The sequence below is a fragment of the Clostridioides sp. GD02404 genome (genome assembly GCF_045898275.1).
Classification (GTDB): Bacteria; Bacillota; Clostridia; order Peptostreptococcales; family Peptostreptococcaceae; genus Clostridioides; species Clostridioides difficile_A.
Map to the genome: position 1 here is coordinate 1 of NZ_JBJOCA010000005.1, position 16708 is coordinate 16708.

Annotated in this window: 17 protein-coding genes; all 17 read left to right on the plus strand. The window is 29.9% G+C overall.

Translation table 11 applies throughout. The annotated features are described in order from the left end of the window. The first annotated feature begins 131 nt into the window (after positions 1 to 131). The gene (locus Q3287_RS04390; RefSeq protein ID WP_054269687.1) at positions 132 to 1328 is read left to right on the plus strand and encodes an acetate/propionate family kinase; all 1197 of its coding nucleotides are present in this window, start codon (positions 132 to 134) and stop codon (positions 1326 to 1328) included. Between the two features lie 92 nt (positions 1329 to 1420). Then, on the plus strand, positions 1421 to 1945 hold the full coding sequence (locus Q3287_RS04395) for a DUF177 domain-containing protein (RefSeq protein WP_054269688.1): 525 nt from the start codon (positions 1421 to 1423) through the stop codon (positions 1943 to 1945). A 24-nt stretch (positions 1946 to 1969) separates the two neighbouring features. Further along, the gene (rpmF, locus tag Q3287_RS04400) at positions 1970 to 2146 is read left to right on the plus strand and encodes a 50S ribosomal protein L32 (protein ID WP_003419113.1); all 177 of its coding nucleotides are present in this window, start codon (positions 1970 to 1972) and stop codon (positions 2144 to 2146) included. Positions 2147 to 2349: 203 nt separating this feature from the next. Then, complete coding sequence (fapR, locus tag Q3287_RS04405; protein WP_003419115.1) at positions 2350 to 2907, plus strand: transcription factor FapR; 558 nt, start codon at positions 2350 to 2352, stop codon at positions 2905 to 2907. 10 nt (positions 2908 to 2917) lie between these two features. Further along, positions 2918 to 3940, plus strand: coding sequence for a phosphate acyltransferase PlsX (gene plsX / locus Q3287_RS04410; RefSeq protein ID WP_407963578.1), 1023 nt, complete (start codon positions 2918 to 2920; stop codon positions 3938 to 3940). A gap of 25 nt (positions 3941 to 3965) precedes the next feature. After that, positions 3966 to 4952 carry a beta-ketoacyl-ACP synthase III gene (locus Q3287_RS04415; protein ID WP_054269690.1) on the plus strand — a complete coding sequence of 329 codons (987 nt, stop codon included), beginning with the start codon at positions 3966 to 3968 and terminating at the stop codon, positions 4950 to 4952. 108 nt (positions 4953 to 5060) lie between these two features. Continuing rightward, entirely contained in the window at positions 5061 to 5990 is a 930-nt protein-coding gene (fabK, locus tag Q3287_RS04420) for an enoyl-[acyl-carrier-protein] reductase FabK (RefSeq protein WP_054269691.1), read from the plus strand. Positions 5991 to 6005: 15 nt separating this feature from the next. After that, entirely contained in the window at positions 6006 to 6956 is a 951-nt protein-coding gene (gene fabD, locus Q3287_RS04425; RefSeq protein WP_167639697.1) for an ACP S-malonyltransferase, read from the plus strand. Then, positions 6956 to 7705, plus strand: coding sequence for a 3-oxoacyl-[acyl-carrier-protein] reductase (gene fabG, locus Q3287_RS04430; RefSeq protein ID WP_054269693.1), 750 nt, complete (start codon positions 6956 to 6958; stop codon positions 7703 to 7705). The genes fabD and fabG overlap by 1 nt, the downstream gene beginning before the upstream one ends. A 63-nt stretch (positions 7706 to 7768) precedes the next feature. Then, positions 7769 to 7993 carry an acyl carrier protein gene (acpP, locus tag Q3287_RS04435; RefSeq protein WP_003419132.1) on the plus strand — a complete coding sequence of 75 codons (225 nt, stop codon included), beginning with the start codon at positions 7769 to 7771 and terminating at the stop codon, positions 7991 to 7993. Positions 7994 to 8021: 28 nt separating this feature from the next. Then, positions 8022 to 9260, plus strand: coding sequence for a beta-ketoacyl-ACP synthase II (gene fabF, locus Q3287_RS04440; protein ID WP_054276243.1), 1239 nt, complete (start codon positions 8022 to 8024; stop codon positions 9258 to 9260). Positions 9261 to 9438: 178 nt separating this feature from the next. Continuing rightward, positions 9439 to 11157, plus strand: a complete 1719-nt coding sequence (locus Q3287_RS04445; protein WP_407963579.1) for a diguanylate cyclase — start codon at positions 9439 to 9441, stop codon at positions 11155 to 11157. 30 nt (positions 11158 to 11187) lie between these two features. Then, positions 11188 to 13185: a sigma-54 interaction domain-containing protein gene (locus Q3287_RS04450; RefSeq protein WP_407963580.1), complete on the plus strand. Its 1998-nt coding sequence runs from the start codon at positions 11188 to 11190 to the stop codon at positions 13183 to 13185. A 356-nt stretch (positions 13186 to 13541) separates the two neighbouring features. Further along, on the plus strand, positions 13542 to 13787 hold the full coding sequence (locus Q3287_RS04455) for a TIGR03905 family TSCPD domain-containing protein (RefSeq protein WP_054269697.1): 246 nt from the start codon (positions 13542 to 13544) through the stop codon (positions 13785 to 13787). A gap of 35 nt (positions 13788 to 13822) precedes the next feature. Continuing rightward, positions 13823 to 14548, plus strand: a complete 726-nt coding sequence (locus Q3287_RS04460; protein ID WP_074178860.1) for a gamma-glutamyl-gamma-aminobutyrate hydrolase family protein — start codon at positions 13823 to 13825, stop codon at positions 14546 to 14548. 21 nt (positions 14549 to 14569) lie between these two features. Beyond that, positions 14570 to 15883 carry an APC family permease gene (locus Q3287_RS04465; RefSeq protein ID WP_407963581.1) on the plus strand — a complete coding sequence of 438 codons (1314 nt, stop codon included), beginning with the start codon at positions 14570 to 14572 and terminating at the stop codon, positions 15881 to 15883. Positions 15884 to 16088: 205 nt separating this feature from the next. Then, positions 16089 to 16628: a GNAT family N-acetyltransferase gene (locus Q3287_RS04470; protein ID WP_054276247.1), complete on the plus strand. Its 540-nt coding sequence runs from the start codon at positions 16089 to 16091 to the stop codon at positions 16626 to 16628. The last annotated feature ends 80 nt before the right edge of the window (positions 16629 to 16708 follow it).

Consider the following 16708-nt stretch of genomic DNA (forward strand, 5'->3'; position numbering starts at 1 on the left):
TATGAAAATCGTTTAATGTATACAATAATATATCTATGACAGAATAATAAAAGATAGAGTTTTATTTAGACATTTATTACAAATCAAAACTTATTACATATTATTTATAAAAATCTAAGGAGGAAATAATAATGAAAATATTAGTATTAAACTGTGGGAGTTCTTCATTAAAATATCAATTAATAGATATGAGTAATGAAGAAGTTTTATGTATAGGATTAGTTGAGAGAATAGGAATAGAAGGTTCTATACTAAAACATGAAAAAGCAGGTAGAGATGATAAATACATTGTTGAACAACCAATGAAGGACCACAAAGATGCAATAGCATTAGTTTTAGAAGCTGTTGCTCATCCAGAATTTGGTGCAGTTAAAGAAATGAAAGAAATAGATGCAGTAGGACATAGAGTTGTACATGCTGGAGAAAAATTTGCTACTTCAGTAGTAATAACTCCAGAAGTAGAAGAAGCTTTAAAAGAGTGTATAGATTTAGCACCACTTCATAATCCAGCAAACATAATGGGAATAGATGCTTGTAAAGCTATACTTCCAGATGTACCAATGGTAGGAGTATTTGATACTGCTTTCCATCAAACAATGCCTAAATCTTCATATTTATATGGTTTACCTCATGAATTATATACTAAGTATGGGGTAAGAAGATATGGATTCCATGGAACTTCTCATAATTATGTATCTCAAAAAGCAGCAGAGATATTAGGAAAAGACATAAAAGATTTAAAAATAGTAACTTGTCACTTAGGAAATGGAGCTTCTATAGCTGCTGTTGATGGTGGAAAATGTGTAGATACATCTATGGGATTCACTCCATTAGAAGGATTAATAATGGGAACTAGATGTGGAGATATAGACCCAGCTATATTACCTTTCTTAATGAGAAAAGAAGGTTTAGATGCTGATGGATTAGACAAATTAATGAATAAAGAATCTGGAGTATATGGAATGACTGGAATTTCTAGTGACTTCAGAGATATAGAAGATGCAGCTAAAAATGGAGATGAAAGAGCTCAAGCAACATTAGAAGCTTATGTTAAAAAAGTACAAAAATATATAGGTGCTTATGCTGCTGAGATGAATGGATTGGATGTCGTAGTATTTACTGCTGGTGTTGGCGAAAATGGAAAAGCTATAAGAGCAGATATAGCTTCTAATATGGAGTTCTTAGGAATGAAGTTAGATAAAGAAGCTAATGATGTTAGAGGAAAAGAAACAATAATATCTACTGCTGATTCTAAAGTAAAAATGCTTTTAATACCAACTAATGAAGAATTAATGATAGCTAGAGATACATTAAGATTAGTAAAATAATTTAAGCAAACTTATGCCTATCAAGTAAAAATACTTGACAAACAAATGCTAGATTTGTATAATAAATTTGGTGATATGTTGAGGTGAACTTAATGAAAGTTAGCATAGAAAAAATAAATAGAAAAGAAACTGATAAAATAGACTTGAATTTTTGTGAAAAAATTGATACTATTAGTTATTGTGATGAGATTTACAAATTAGTATCACCTGTAAATTTAAAAGGGAAAGTGTCAAAGACTAATAAAGGTTTATATCTAGATATAGATGTCAATTTTACAATTGTTGACAATTGTTCAAGATGTCTTAAAGAAGTAGAGATACCACTAGAGTATTCTATACAAGGTTTTTTAGTAAAAGAAGAAGATTATGATGAAGATGAATTTGAGGAATTTGATCCTTTTATATTCGATGGCGAAGAAATCGACCTTATTGATATAATAGAACAGACATTAGATTTTAATGTACCTCATAAGGTTCTTTGTAGTGAAAACTGTGAAGGTCTTTGTCAAGTATGCGGAGCAAACTTAAATGAAGGAGAATGTTCTTGCAGTGAAATTACAAACGATGAGGAATACATAGATCCTCGTTTTGCTAAATTAAAAGATTTATTTAATTAAATTTTGACTAAGGAGGTGGCGTAAATGGCAGTACCAAAGCGTAAAACGTCTAAATCAAACACAAAAATGAGAAGAGCAGCTAACTCAAAGATGGAAGCAACAGGATTTGTAAGTTGCCCACAATGTCATGAGCCAAAATTACCACATAGAGTGTGTCCAGACTGTGGATATTATAAAGGTAAAGAAGTTGTGTCTAAGTAATAGCTTCTAAAAAACATGTAGAGTATACTCTACATGTTTTTTTTGTACATATAAAAATAAGATGATTTACTAGAGAAATAAGTGGATTTTATGCATATTAAAAAATAGAAAAATAATAATATAAGTATTGAAAATTTTTGTGTGTTACTATATACTACTATTAGTAGCTGGTACTAATTACAGCTATAAAATTTGGAGGGAACATGAAAAAGAAAAGTAAAGCCCAAAGACAAAAAGAGCTTATAGATATGCTAAAGACGGATCCTTTTTATACTGATGAAGAATTATCAAGTCTGTTTGATGTAAGTATACAGACTATAAGATTAGATAGAATGAGTCTAAACATACCAGAGCTAAGAGAAAGAGTCAAATCAATAGCAGAAACTCAGAGTTCAAAAGTAAAGACTTTAGGAGTAAAGGAAATTACAGGAGAAATCATTGATTTATCTGTAGGGCGATTAGGTATATCTATGTTAGAAGTTACACAAGACATGATTTACTCTAAGACTAATACTTTAAAAGATACGTATATATTTTCTCTAGCAGATTCATTGGCAATGGCTATAATAGATGCACCTAAAGTTATTATGAGAGTTGCAAATGTAAAAAGTTTTAAATTGATAGAACAACAAGATAGGCTTATAGCGAAAGCCGAAGTATATAGAAATATAGATAAAAAGCATTATGTAAAAGTTGTTATCAATAATAAAGCTCAAGAGCAAATATTTAGAGGAAAGTTTATCTTTGAAGAATTAGATTAGGAGGGTAATTATGAAAATAGTAATTGATGGAATGGGTGGAGATAATGCACCTAAATCTAATGTAGAAGGCGCAGTAAATGCTATAAAAGAATATAATGTTGATTTAATAATCACAGGAGATAAAGATTTATTAGAAAAGGAATTTTCAAATTATGAATTTGATAGAAATAAACTAGAAATAGTTCATACTACTGAGATTATAGAAAATGAAGATAAACCAGTAAAGGCTATAAGAAGTAAAAAAGATTCTTCTATGGTAGTAGCATTAAACCTCGTAAAAGAAGGAAAGGCAGATGCTATAATATCAGCTGGAAATACAGGAGCCTTACTTGCTGGTGGATTATTTGTTGTTGGTAGAATAAAAGGAATCGATAGACCTTGCTTATGCTCAGCAATACCGAATGTAAAGCGAGGAATGACACTTATAGCAGACTGTGGCGCAAATGCAGATTGTAAACCTAAAAATCTAGTTGAATTTGCAGCTATGAGCAATATCTATGCAAGAAAAGTTTTAGGTCTTGAAAATCCTAAGATAGCATTAGCAAATGTTGGACTAGAAGAAGGAAAAGGCAATGATTTAGTTAAAAGGTCATACGAAGAAGTTAAAAAATTAGATTTAAATTTTATAGGGAATGTAGAAGCTAGAGAAGTTATAAATGCATACACAGATATAATCATATGTGATGGATTTACAGGTAATATATTACTTAAGTCTGCTGAAGGTGTAGCTCTTTCAGTTATGAGCCTTATAAAGGAAACTTTTATGGCTAGTACAAAAAGTAAAATAGGAGCATTACTTATAAAGGATGATTTAAGAAAATTGAAGAGTTTTATAGATTATTCTGAGTATGGTGGAGCTCCACTTTTAGGTCTAAATGGAGGCGTTATAAAAGCTCATGGAAGCTCTGATGCCAAAGCTATAAAGAATGCTATAAATCAAGGCATTAAATTTGCAAAAGGAAAAGTTGTTGAAGATATAAGTCAATTTATAAGCAAATATAATGAAGAAAATAAAAATAACGAAGATGAATAAACTCGTTTTGGAGGTTTAATATATAATGAATACAAAGGCTGGAATATTGGGAGTAGGAAGTTATTTACCTGAGAAATCATATGATAATTTTCACTTCGAAAAGATAATGGATACATCAGATGAGTGGATAAGTACTAGAACTGGTATTAAGGAAAGAAGATTTGCAGAAGAATCTGAAGCAACTTCTGACCTAGCATCTAAAGCTGCCCTAAAAGCGATAGAATGTGCAAAGTTAAGTGTAGAGGATATAGAGTTGATTATATTAGCAACAATTACTCCTGATATGTCTTTGCCTTCAACTGCATGTATAGTGCAAGATGCAATAGGAGCAGTGAATGCTACTGCATTTGATATATCAGCAGCTTGTTCTGGATTTGTATATGGAGTAACTATTGCAAAGCAATTTGTAGAAACTGGTTGTTATAAGAATGTACTTGTAATAGGAGCAGAAACTTGTTCTAAGTTTTTAAATTACGATGATAGATCAACAGCAGTATTATTTGGAGATGGTGCTGGAGCAGCTGTTATTGGACCTGTAAGTGAAGGTGGAATACTATCTACTCATATGGGCTCTGATGGTAAAGGAAAAGATTGTTTAAAAGTACCTGCTGGAGGTTCAAGACTTAAAGCAAGTAAAGAGACTGTAGAAGCTAATCTACATACAATAGAAATGGCAGGTAGTGATGTATTTAAATTTGCAGTTAGAAAGATGGCAGAAACTTCTTTAATAGCTCTTGAAAAAGCTAATTTAAATACAACTGACATAGACTATTTAATACCACATCAAGCTAATATAAGAATCATACAAGCTTCTTCTAAGAGATTAGAACTTGATATGAAAAAAGTTTATGTAAATATAAACAAGTATGGAAATATGTCTGCTGCATCTATACCAGTAGCATTAGATGAAGCTTACAGAGAAGGTAAGATTAAAAAAGGAGATAACGTAGTTTTAGTTGGCTTTGGTGGAGGTCTAACTTGGGGGGCTTCAGTTGTCAAGTGGACTTTATAGTAGAAAATATCTAAGATGCTTTAATTGACAAAATTAACTTTATATTAAGAGTAAGGTTGATTAATAATAAAAAGTTTACTTTTATGATTTCAAGTGAAGGAGAATTGTATGAATAAAATTTGCAAAATATTAAATATAAAATACCCAGTTATCCAAGGGGGAATGGCATGGGTAGCTACTGCATCATTAGCAAGTGCTGTATCTAATGCAGGAGGGCTTGGAATAATAGCAGCAGGAAATGCACCAAAAGAAGCTATAAAAAAAGAAATTATTGAGTGCAAAAAATTAACAGATAAACCTTTTGGGGTAAATGTAATGCTTATGTCACCATTTGTAGATGATATAATGGATTTGATTATAGAAGAAAATGTTCAGGTTATTACTACTGGAGCAGGAAATCCTGCAAAATATATGGATAGATTAAAAGAAGCTGGAACAAAAGTTATTCCTGTAGTACCAACAATAGCTTTAGCTCAAAGAATGGAAAAGTTAGGGGCTACAGCAGTAATAGCTGAAGGTACAGAAGGTGGAGGACACATAGGAGAGCTTACTACTATGGTTTTGGTTCCACAAGTTGCTGATGCTGTAAGCATACCTGTAATAGCTGCTGGGGGCATTGTAGATGGTAGAGGTATTGCTGCATCTTTTGCATTAGGTGCTAGTGCAGTTCAAGTAGGAACTAGATTTATCTGTAGTGAAGAGTGTTCTGTACATTCAAACTACAAAAACTTAGTAATAAAGGCAAAAGATAGAGACGCGATTGTTACAGGAAGAAGTACAGGTCATCCAGTAAGAACATTAAAAAATAAATTATCAAAAGAATTTTTAAAGATGGAGCAAAATGGAGCTACTCCTGAAGAGTTAGATAAAAAAGGTACAGGTGCTTTAAGATTTGCAACAGTAGATGGAGATATCGAAAAAGGTTCATTTATGGCAGGTCAAAGTGCTGCTATGGTAAAAGAAATAACACCTTGTAAAGAAATTATAGAGACTATGGTAAATCAAGCAAAAGAGATTATGCCAGCAATAGAACTGTAAATCAGGAGGAGTAAGATGGGAAAAGTAGCACTAGTATTTCCTGGTCAAGGCGCTCAATATGTAGGTATGGCCAAGGATTTATACGAAAATAATGATGTTGCTAAAAATGTAATAGATGAGGCTTGTGAAGTCTTAAAAATAGACTTAAAAAAACTTATGTTTGAAGGCAATGAAGAAGAACTTTCTAAAACTGAAAATACTCAACCTGCTATGGTTACACATAGTGTAGCTGTATTAAAAGCAGTACAAGCTCAAGTAGATTTAAAATACAGTGCATGTTTAGGCTTATCTTTAGGAGAGTACAGTGCATTGGTTGCAGCAGATGCAATTGACTTTAAAGATGCTGTATGCTTAGTCAAAAAAAGAGGTAAGTTTATGCAGGAAACAGTTCCAACAGGTGTTGGAGCTATGGCAGCAATTTTAGGTCTAGATAGAAGTATATTAGAAAATGTAGTTAAAGATATACAAGGAGGTATTGTAGAAGTAGCAAATTACAATTCTCCTGGTCAAATAGTTATATCTGGTGAAAATGAAAAGATAGAAGAAGCAATGGTGAAATGCAAAGAAGCAGGAGCAAAAAGAGCTGTTAAATTAAATGTAAGTGGGCCTTTTCACTCATCAATGCTAAAAGAAGCTGGAGTAAAATTAGGCAGTGAGTTAGAAAAAGTTAACATAACTAAACCTAAAATTGATGTAGTAGCAAATGTAAATGCAGATTATTATAAAAGTGAAGGGAAAGAACTACTTATAAAACAAGTAAGTTCATCTGTCCTTTGGGAAGACTCTATAGAAAGACTTTTAAACGATGGATATGATACTTTTATAGAAATGGGACCTGGAAAAACTTTAAAAGCATTCATCAAGAAGATAGCTTCTAACAAAAAAGCAAGTGTGAATATTTATAATATAGATGGTATAGATTCTCTTAATGAATTTGTACAAAATTATAGAAATGGAGAGATATAATGATAAATCTTACAGGACAAGTAGCAGTTGTTACTGGTGGCTCTAGAGGTATAGGAAAAGAAATAGCAAAAAAACTAGCATCTTTTGGGGCTGATGTAGTAATCAATTATACTTCTAAAGAAGATGAAGCACTAAAAACTAAAAATGAAATAGAAGGTATGGGTGTAAAGTGTACTTCTATAAAATGTGATGTGTCTAAATCTGAAGAAGTAAATCAAATGATAGATTCTGTTATAAAAGAATTTGGAAAAGTTGATATATTGGTTAATAATGCAGGTATAACTAAAGATGCTTTGCTTATGAGAATGAAAGAAGAAGATTTTGATAGAGTTATAGATATAAACTTAAAAGGTGTCTTTAATTGTACAAAAGCAGTTACTAAACCTATGATGAAAAAGAAGTATGGAAGAATAATAAATATGACTTCAGTAGTTGGAATTATGGGTAATGTAGGACAAACTAATTATTGTGCATCAAAAGCTGGTGTGATTGGATTTACAAAAGCTTCTGCAAGAGAATTGGCATCAAGAAATATAAATATAAATGCAGTAGCACCTGGATTTATAGAAACAGATATGACTAAAGTATTAAGTGATGATGTAAAAGAATCAACACTTGCAAACATACCAAAAAAATCTTATGGTAAACCAGAAGATGTAGCAAATGCTGTAGCATTTTTAGTTAGTGACATGTCAAGTTATATAACAGGACAAGTTATAAATGTAGATGGTGGAATGGTAATGCAATAATAAAAAATAATAATTTAAAAAGTAGAGAAATCTATTAAAATAAAAAATCTTAGGAGGTACACAATGTTTAATAAAGTTGTAGAAATAATAATAGAGCAATTAGGAGTAGAAGATAAAGAAATAACTATGGAAACATCATTAATGAAGGATTTAGAAGCAGATTCATTAGATGCAGTAGAAATAATAATGGCACTTGAAGATGAATTTGGTATAGAAATACCAGATACAGAAGCAGAAAACTTCAAATCTATAGGAGATATAGTTAAGTATATAGAAGCTAATAAATAGTCGAGCTTTAAAAAAGTGGAGGTATCCGATGAATAAAAGAGTAGTAATAACAGGACTTGGATGTGTTACGCCGTTGGGAACGGGAAAAGATGAGTTCTGGAGCAACATAAAATCTGGAGTATCTGGTATAGATAAAATAACTAATTTCGATGCTAGCACATATCAAACTCAGATAGCAGGAGAAGTTAAGAATTTTCATCCAGAAGAATATATAAGCAAAAAAGAATTGAAGAGATTGGATAAGTTTGCTCAATTTGCAATAGTATCTGCAAAATTGGCAGTTGAAGATGCAAACCTTGATTTAGATAAAACTGATAGAGAGCGTGTTGGTGTTATAATAGGTTCTGGAATAGGTGGAGTTGAAGCAATAGAAACTCAACATAAAATTCTTTTAGAAAAAGGAAATAAAAGAGTAAGTTCACTTTTTGTACCTATGATGATAGGAAATATGGCAGCTGGTCAAGTATCAATATTTTTAGGAGCAAAAGGACCTAACACTAATGTATGTACAGCTTGTGCATCAGGAACTCATTCAATAGGTGATGCTTTTAAAGTTATACAAAGAGGCGATGCAGATATTATGGTAGCAGGAGGTTCTGAAGCTGCTGTAACAGGTCTTGCATTTGCTGGATTCTGTAATATGAAAGCTATGTCAACTAGAAATGACGACCCTAAAACTGCATCAAGACCATTTGATAAAGACAGAGATGGATTTGTAATGGGAGAAGGAGCAGGTATTGTTATCTTAGAAGACTTAGAACATGCTTTAGCAAGAGGTGCTAAAATATATGCAGAAGTAGTTGGATATGGTTTAACTGCTGATGCATATCATATGACAACTCCAGCTGAAAATGGAGAAGGAGCAGCTAGGTCTATGAGTATGGCTTTGAAAGATGGAAATGTTCCATTAGAAGAAGTGGATTATATAAACGCTCATGGAACTTCAACTTATTATAATGACTTGTATGAAACTATGGCTATAAAAACTGTATTTGGGGAAAAGGCATATGATTTATGTGTATCATCAACAAAATCTATGACTGGACATTTATTAGGAGCATCAGGTGCTATAGAAGCAGTTGTTTGTGCTATGAGTATAGAAGATAGTTTTGTACCTCCAACTATAAATTTACAAGAAGTTGGTGAAGATTTGGATTTAGATTATGTCCCAAATCAAGGTAAAGAAAAAAATGTTAGATATGTACTATCAAATTCTTTAGGATTTGGTGGACATAATGCTACAATTGTATTAAAAAAATATGTATAAATAAATCATATATATTAAATTTAAAGTCTCCTAAACTATTTTAGGGGACTTTTTTATTGAGATTTAATTCTAGCATATGTTGTAAATCATTTTGATATATTGTATTATTAGGTATTAAGAGGTTATTTATATATATGTAAGTTTCCATTCTACAATATACAGAAGGAGGACTAAAATTTTGAATTTTAGACTACCAAAGAAAAGATTACTAAAAAGTATAATTTTTATAGGTGTAATACTTATTAGTATTATTTTGTTTATAAATTACGACCAAAGTGGGCTGAAAGAAAGAGAAATTATAAATAAGGGAAAGTATATGTCTGAAAGTCTTGTGTCAGACAAGAAGTACAATGAAGCAAAAAAATTGGTTAAAAATTCTTTTGAAGCTATACCTGAAAAAAAATACAATAAAGTATATGATGAAGTGTGGAATATGTTAAAGACCATTTCATCGGTTCCAGATGGAACGAAGATAGTCATTGATTCATTAGAAAAAATGAGAATGTCAGATGAAAAGTTATCTGATGAGTGTAGATTTAATATAGAAAAAAGACTAGCATCAGTGTATATAATGGATAATAATTATTCTAAAGCAGTAGATTTAACTGTAAAGTCTATAAAATTGGCTGAGAAATTAGGGGATAATTATGAAAGAGCAAGACTAGATGTTGATTTGGCGAGCATACTTTTAAAGGTAGGTGCATATGAGAGAGCAGAGAAATTAATAAAAGATTCTTTTAAGATAGATGTTTATGAAGGTGAGAAAAATGGAATGGTTAGATTATATGCTCTTATAAATCTAGCAGAAATATATGTAGAATTAGGAGAATATGATAAAGCTATTGAAACTTGTAGTAATGTAGTGGACTATAAAAAGTTTGTAAATACAGATGATTACAATGATTTTGAGATAATGGCATCAATAATGAAGGCAAATGCATATATAGGAAAAAATGATACATCAAAGGCAAAGTCTTCTTTAGCAAGAGCTGATTATCTTATAAAATCTGATAAAACAGTTCATATATTAGATAAAGATATGTATTATTATATGGCAGTGGGGAATTTAGAATATAAAAGTGAAAATTATGATTCTGCATCAGATAATTATAAAAAAAGTTTAGAAATATCCACTAAAAGAAAGTTAACTCAAGAGAAAATAAAAAACTTAGAGAAAATATTAAATATATATGAAAAACAAGGAAATGTAAATGCTGTAAATAAATATCAAAAGATACTAATAAATGAATATAAAGAGAACAAAAGTATAAGAGATTCGGAGACCAGTTTCTATATAATTGATAAAGTATCAAATGAAAGTGCATTATTTGAAAAAACTAAAAAAGAAATCAAATATTATAAGATATTATTTACAGTGATTATAATTGCTATATTAGGGTCTACTTTTTTATATAATAGACTCAAATATTTTAAAGCACAAAATTTACATGATGGTCTTACGAATGTTTACAATCGAAAAAGTTTTGATATTATGTATGAAAAATACAGAGAGAAAGACAATAATTTTGCACTTGTAATGATAGATATTGACAACTTTAAACTTATAAATGACAATTATGGGCATAAATTTGGAGATATTGTTATAAAAGGTATAACGAATACTATCTCTGTTATGTTGGAACAAGAAGATAAAGTATTTAGGTATGGAGGCGAAGAGTTTTCTGTGCTGATAAGAAATAAATCTGGTGAAGAAGTAGTAAATATAATTGATAATATAAGAATTGCAATTGCCAATAAAAAATGGGGTGAAGATGTAACTGTAACTATAAGTGCAGGTGTAGCTCATATTTCTGATAGTAAAAATGTGCTAGAAGAAGCTGACAAAAATTTATACAAAGCAAAACAACTTGGTAGGAATAAAGTAGTATATAAGTAATTATATACTATATAAATAAGAGGTATAAGCATGAAACAATCAATAGCTATAGTAACTGATAAAATAACCAAATTATCATCTTTTTTAGAAGAAAATATACGTTTAGTTTTAGGCAATTACATTGATATAAATCATTATTATTTAGAAAATTTAAAAGATGATGATAAAATACAAGGTGACTTTGTGTTGGTAATGACTGATGATAGATTAAATAGTATGAGAAAACATTTGGTACAAGATAGCAAGATTATAGTGGTAAGAAGAACTCTTAAAGAAAATGAAATTTATGGATTATTTTCAATCCCAAATGGAACAGAAGTATTGGTTGTAAATGATACTAAAGAAACCACTTTAGAAACAATAAGTTTATTTTACAAGATAGGAGTAAAAAATTTAAAGTTCACTCCATACATTGAAGGAAAAATTTATAAAGACATAGATATAGCTATAACACCTGGAGTAAAAGAAAGAGTACCAAGTTATATAAATAAAGTAATTGACCTTGGGAATAGATATATTGATATATCTACTTTTATAGAAATAATAAATGGACTTAGAATTGATGTTAAGGAAATACGTAAAAACTTAATGGCTTATTCTGAACGTTTAATAAGTCTAGATAATGGAGTCAAAGATAATTATAGACAATTGTTTCTAAAAATGGAAGAACAAGATGTCATATTAAACTTATCAAAAGACGGAATAATATTTACTTCAGCAAATGGTGTTATAAATACGTTTAATAAAGAAGCTTTAAAGATTTTAGGGATAAATGAAAATCCCCAAAGTAAAAACATAGAGGAAGTTATATCTAAAGATTTAAGTATTCTACTTGGAGACAAAGAAATAGTTGATGAAGTAGTATTTACAAATAAAAAATATATAAATGTAAATAAAAAAAATATATTTTCTATGGGGAATAAAGCTGGTATATATTATAATTTACAAGAGATAACATATATAAAAAAATTAGAACAAAATCTCACTAATAAATTGAGAGAACAAGGACAAATAGCCAAATACACATTTAAAGATATAAAGACTAAAAATAAAAATATGATAAAGTGTATAGAATTGGCTAAAAAAATATCTAAATCAGACCTTTCTGTATTAATAATAGGGGAAAGTGGTACTGGTAAAGAATTATTAGCTCAATCCATCCATAATACCTCTAATAGAAGTAATCAACCATTTATAGCAGTTAACTGTGCAGCGGTTCCAGATAGTTTATTAGAAAGTCAGTTGTTTGGATATGAAAAGGGTTCTTTTACAGGAGCTTTAAAAGAAGGAAAAAAGGGGCTCTTTGAACTTGCAAACAATGGGACTATATTTCTGGATGAAATAGGAGATATGCCTCCATTGTTGCAAACAAAATTACTTAGAGTACTTCAAGAGAAGCAAGTTATGCCTATAGGTTCTCATAATGTTATAAATATAGACGTTAGAATTATAGCAGCAACAAATAAAAACTTACCAAAGATGATTAGAGAAGGTAAATTTAGAGAGGATTTGTATTATAGACTGAATGTATTGCCAATAGATGTGCCATCATTAAAAAATAGAAAAGAAGATATAATAACGCTTATGAACTTCTTTTTGAAACATAATATAAGGCTTTCACCTGAAGTTGTAACTATTTTAGAAAAATATAATTGGCCAGGAAATATAAGAGAGTTACAAAATGTCGCTTCTTATGTAAGTCTAATGTGTGATAGTATGGTCTTTAAAGATGACTTACCACCATATATAAAGACAGATATTTCTAATTATGAAGATGGATTTGGTTATACAAAAAAAGAACTTGAGGATATATTAAGAGTCTTATATGAAAGAAGAGATTCAGCTTCTGGAGTTGGAAGAGGATTTATAATCGAGAAACTTACAGAGGAAGGAATTGAGATTTCTGAAAATAAAGTTAGAAAAGTGTTATCTTATTTAAGTGAGTGTGGATATATATCATCTAAATCTGGTAGATGTGGAAGTCAACTAACTCCAGAAGGTATAAATCTTTACAATAAAATGACTTAAGTATATTGATATTAAAATAAGCTATTCTGGACATAAATATTTGAATAAGTGCAAACTTTTACACTTATAAAATTTAAACTATATTATAGTAGATATAATGTTATACATTTTAAAGGTTTTAAATTAAATATTAATAGGGTGAAAAAATAGGTTTGGATAGGTAATAGGTTATTATAAAATAACCCATTACCTATTTTTATTTTCCAAAAGATTGTATATAAGATAAACAATAAAAAATATAGTCAGCAAAAGCACTGAAAATACTAGATAAAAAATAAATATAAATAATTATAAATCTTGGCATGTATATTGCTAATTATAGAGATAAGACGACAAAATAATTGGGAGGTTTAGTTATGAAATATAAAACAACAGGGACTTGTGCTACAGAAATTGAATTTGAAGTAAAAGAAAATAAAGTTACAAATGTAAATTTTATTGGTGGATGTGATGGAAATTTAAAAGGACTAAAAATATTAGTTGAAGGTATGAATATAGAAGATGTAATTAAAAAATTAAAAGGAATTGAATGTAAGACAAAGCCAACATCTTGTCCAGATCAACTTTCTCTAGCATTGGAAAATTATATAAATATAAAATAAATACACAAAACAATCGATTAGTTAGGAGCTTGATTATGAAACCAATAATAGGGATTTTAGGAAATTTAATAATAATGGAGAATGGAATGTTTCCAGGTCTTGAAAGGTCATATGTAAATAATGATTACATAAATGCTGTACTAAAAGGTGGAGGTAGTCCAGTTATAATTCCAGTAAATACAGATAAAGAAGTTATAAAAAAACAGATTGAGATGGTTGATGGAGTTTTAATATCTGGAGGTTGGGATGTTAATCCTCAATTATATGGAGAAGAAACAAGAGAAGAAACCACATTTATATATCCAGAAGTGGATGAGTTTGATTTAATAGCTATAAGTATAGCATTAGAACTTAAAAAACCTATATTAGGTATATGTAGGGGGCTACAAATATTAAATGTAAGTTTAGGAGGAACTTTATATCAAGATAATAATCTTATAGAAGGAAGTTATATAAAACATACACAATCTGCAAAGAGATATGTAGCTACTCATAAAGTAGATGTTAAAGAAGGTAGTATTTTAGAAGGAATCTTAGGAAAACAATTACTTACAAATAGCTATCATCATCAAAGTGTTAATGAGCTTGGAAAAGGATTAAAAGCCATAGCCTATTCAAAAGATGGTATAATAGAAGCTATTCAGAAAGAGGATGAAAATTTTGTAGTAGGAGTACAGTGGCATCCAGAAATGATGGTAGAGTACTGTAACAAGATGGAAAAATTGTTTGAATATTTTATAAATATTTGTTCAAATTTATAATATACCTTGGGGGGATTGAACATGAACGAAAAGAATAAAATGGGATTAATAAGTATTATACTTTTAGGTATTAACGCAGTTGTAGGAGCTGGAGTTTTCCTATTACCAGGAGATGCAATGAAATCATTTGGTGTAGCAAGTATATTTGTATATATGTTTGATATGTTATTGGTTTTGTCAATGGCATTCTGTTTTGCTGAGGTGGCAGGTAAATTTAATAAAAATGGTGCGGCCTATGTATATACTAAAGAAGCTTTTGGAGATTTTTGTGGCTTTGAAGTAGGTCTTATGAAATGGGTAATAGGATGTATATCTTGGGGAGCATTAATAGTAGGTTTTCCTACATCATTGTCAGCAGTATGGGCTCCAGCAGGCGACCCTCATATACAGAAAATTATAATTGTAGCTATGATAGTTGGTCTTACAATTATAAACTTATTAGGTGTATCTTTATCAAAAATTGTACAGAATGTTATAACTGTAGGTAAACTAATTCCATTAATATTATTTATAGGAATAGGTATATTCTTCATAAAAGGAGTTAATTTTACTACTTCAACAATGGTACCTCCAGGAGCTGGAGTAACAGAGTTTGGGGCAGCAGCACTTTTAATGTTTTATTCATTTACAGGATTTGAATCTATAGCAGTTGCAGCAGAAGATATGGAGAACCCTAAAAAGAATATACCAATAGCAATTATAAGTGTAATAGTAATTGCATCAATAATATACATATTAAATCAAGTTGTATGTGTTGGTATACTAGGAGATTCATTATCTAGTACATCTACACCAGTCGCAGATGCTGCAAGAATATGTTTTGGAAATATGGGTGCGGGATTGGTAACTTTTGGTACACTGGTTTCTGTGGGAGGAATTTGTATGTGTGGTGCTTTCGTAAATCCAAGAAGTTGTGTAGCTTTGGCTGATGATAAAATGCTACCTAGATTATTTGCAAGAAAAGATAAAAAAGGTACACCATATGTAGCAATAATAGCCACTATGATAATTACTATACCAATAGCTTTATCTGGAAGTTTTGCTGAATTAGCAGCAATAAGTGCAGTTGCTAGATTTATACAGTATATACCAACATCTTTATCAGTATTAGTATTTAGAAAGAAAAGACCAGAATTAGTAGGTACTTTTAAAACTCCATTTGGAGCAGTGATTCCTTTAATTGCAGTATGCGTTGGGACTTGGCTGTTATTCCAGGCATCTATGCATCAATTAATTATGGGATTAGGAGCATTGGCAATTGGAGTACCATTATATTTTATAATGAAGTCTTATAACAGAAAAATTTATGGAGAAGAATTAAAGAAAATAGTTTAATTGTATTATAAAATTTAATTGAAATAAAGTTGGATATTGGCAGAAAATTAAATATATAAAAATATGTATAAGGTTATATTAAAATATTATTGATTTTTTATTTTAGTATAACCTTATATTGTTATTAATACATGAAAAATATTGTAATAGGCTAAAAACAATAGTATTATGTTTATAGATAAAAAACTTGTTAGGAGGTAAATTTATGCCAACAATAACTTTAAAAAATGGTGTGGACATACTTATTAGAGAGGCAGTAAAAGAAGATGCTCAAAACATTATAGATTTTTATAATGAAGTAGGAGGGGAAACTCATTTTCTCTCATTTGGAAAAGATGAATACAAAGTATCATTAGAGGAACAAGAAAATGCTATAGAAGCAGCAAAAGCATCTGATAATTCAGTAAAACTGATTGCATTTATAGATAGTGAGATAGTTGGTATTGCGACAATTGATTCTAATCAAAAAGCAAAAGGAAAGCATGTTGGAGTATTAGGAATTGTTGTAAAAGAAAAATATTGGGGAATTGGATTGGGAAAAAGACTGATGTTAGACCTTATAGAATGGTGTAAATCAAATGGAATAACTAAGAAAATAACTCTTGTTACTAATGAAGAAAATCATAGTGCTATAGGATTATACAAAAAGGTTGGATTTGAAGTAGAGAGTATATTAAAGAAAGAATGTTATTATAATGGTGTTTATACAGATTTAGTAGGAATGTCACTTTTATTAGGAATATAATTAGTGTACATTTTATCTCGAAAAAAGTATATTAAGTATGGTATAATTAAAAAAGAATATAACTTAATATAATTTTGGAG

What these genes read in the sequence shown, in the direction of transcription:
- Q3287_RS04390 (WP_054269687.1), top strand. Translation starts at nt 132, where the DNA reads ATGAAAATATTAGTATTAAACTGTGGGAGTTCTTCATTAAAATATCAA.
- Q3287_RS04460 (WP_074178860.1), top strand. Translation starts at nt 13,823, where the DNA reads ATGAAACCAATAATAGGGATTTTAGGAAATTTAATAATAATGGAGAAT.
- acpP (WP_003419132.1), top strand. Translation starts at nt 7,769, where the DNA reads ATGTTTAATAAAGTTGTAGAAATAATAATAGAGCAATTAGGAGTAGAA.
- fapR (WP_003419115.1), top strand. Translation starts at nt 2,350, where the DNA reads ATGAAAAAGAAAAGTAAAGCCCAAAGACAAAAAGAGCTTATAGATATG.
- plsX (WP_407963578.1), top strand. Translation starts at nt 2,918, where the DNA reads ATGAAAATAGTAATTGATGGAATGGGTGGAGATAATGCACCTAAATCT.
- Q3287_RS04450 (WP_407963580.1), top strand. Translation starts at nt 11,188, where the DNA reads ATGAAACAATCAATAGCTATAGTAACTGATAAAATAACCAAATTATCA.
- Q3287_RS04415 (WP_054269690.1), top strand. Translation starts at nt 3,966, where the DNA reads ATGAATACAAAGGCTGGAATATTGGGAGTAGGAAGTTATTTACCTGAG.
- Q3287_RS04455 (WP_054269697.1), top strand. Translation starts at nt 13,542, where the DNA reads ATGAAATATAAAACAACAGGGACTTGTGCTACAGAAATTGAATTTGAA.
- Q3287_RS04470 (WP_054276247.1), top strand. Translation starts at nt 16,089, where the DNA reads ATGCCAACAATAACTTTAAAAAATGGTGTGGACATACTTATTAGAGAG.
- fabK (WP_054269691.1), top strand. Translation starts at nt 5,061, where the DNA reads ATGAATAAAATTTGCAAAATATTAAATATAAAATACCCAGTTATCCAA.
- fabF (WP_054276243.1), top strand. Translation starts at nt 8,022, where the DNA reads ATGAATAAAAGAGTAGTAATAACAGGACTTGGATGTGTTACGCCGTTG.
- rpmF (WP_003419113.1), top strand. Translation starts at nt 1,970, where the DNA reads ATGGCAGTACCAAAGCGTAAAACGTCTAAATCAAACACAAAAATGAGA.
- Q3287_RS04465 (WP_407963581.1), top strand. Translation starts at nt 14,570, where the DNA reads ATGAACGAAAAGAATAAAATGGGATTAATAAGTATTATACTTTTAGGT.
- Q3287_RS04395 (WP_054269688.1), top strand. Translation starts at nt 1,421, where the DNA reads ATGAAAGTTAGCATAGAAAAAATAAATAGAAAAGAAACTGATAAAATA.
- fabG (WP_054269693.1), top strand. Translation starts at nt 6,956, where the DNA reads ATGATAAATCTTACAGGACAAGTAGCAGTTGTTACTGGTGGCTCTAGA.
- fabD (WP_167639697.1), top strand. Translation starts at nt 6,006, where the DNA reads ATGGGAAAAGTAGCACTAGTATTTCCTGGTCAAGGCGCTCAATATGTA.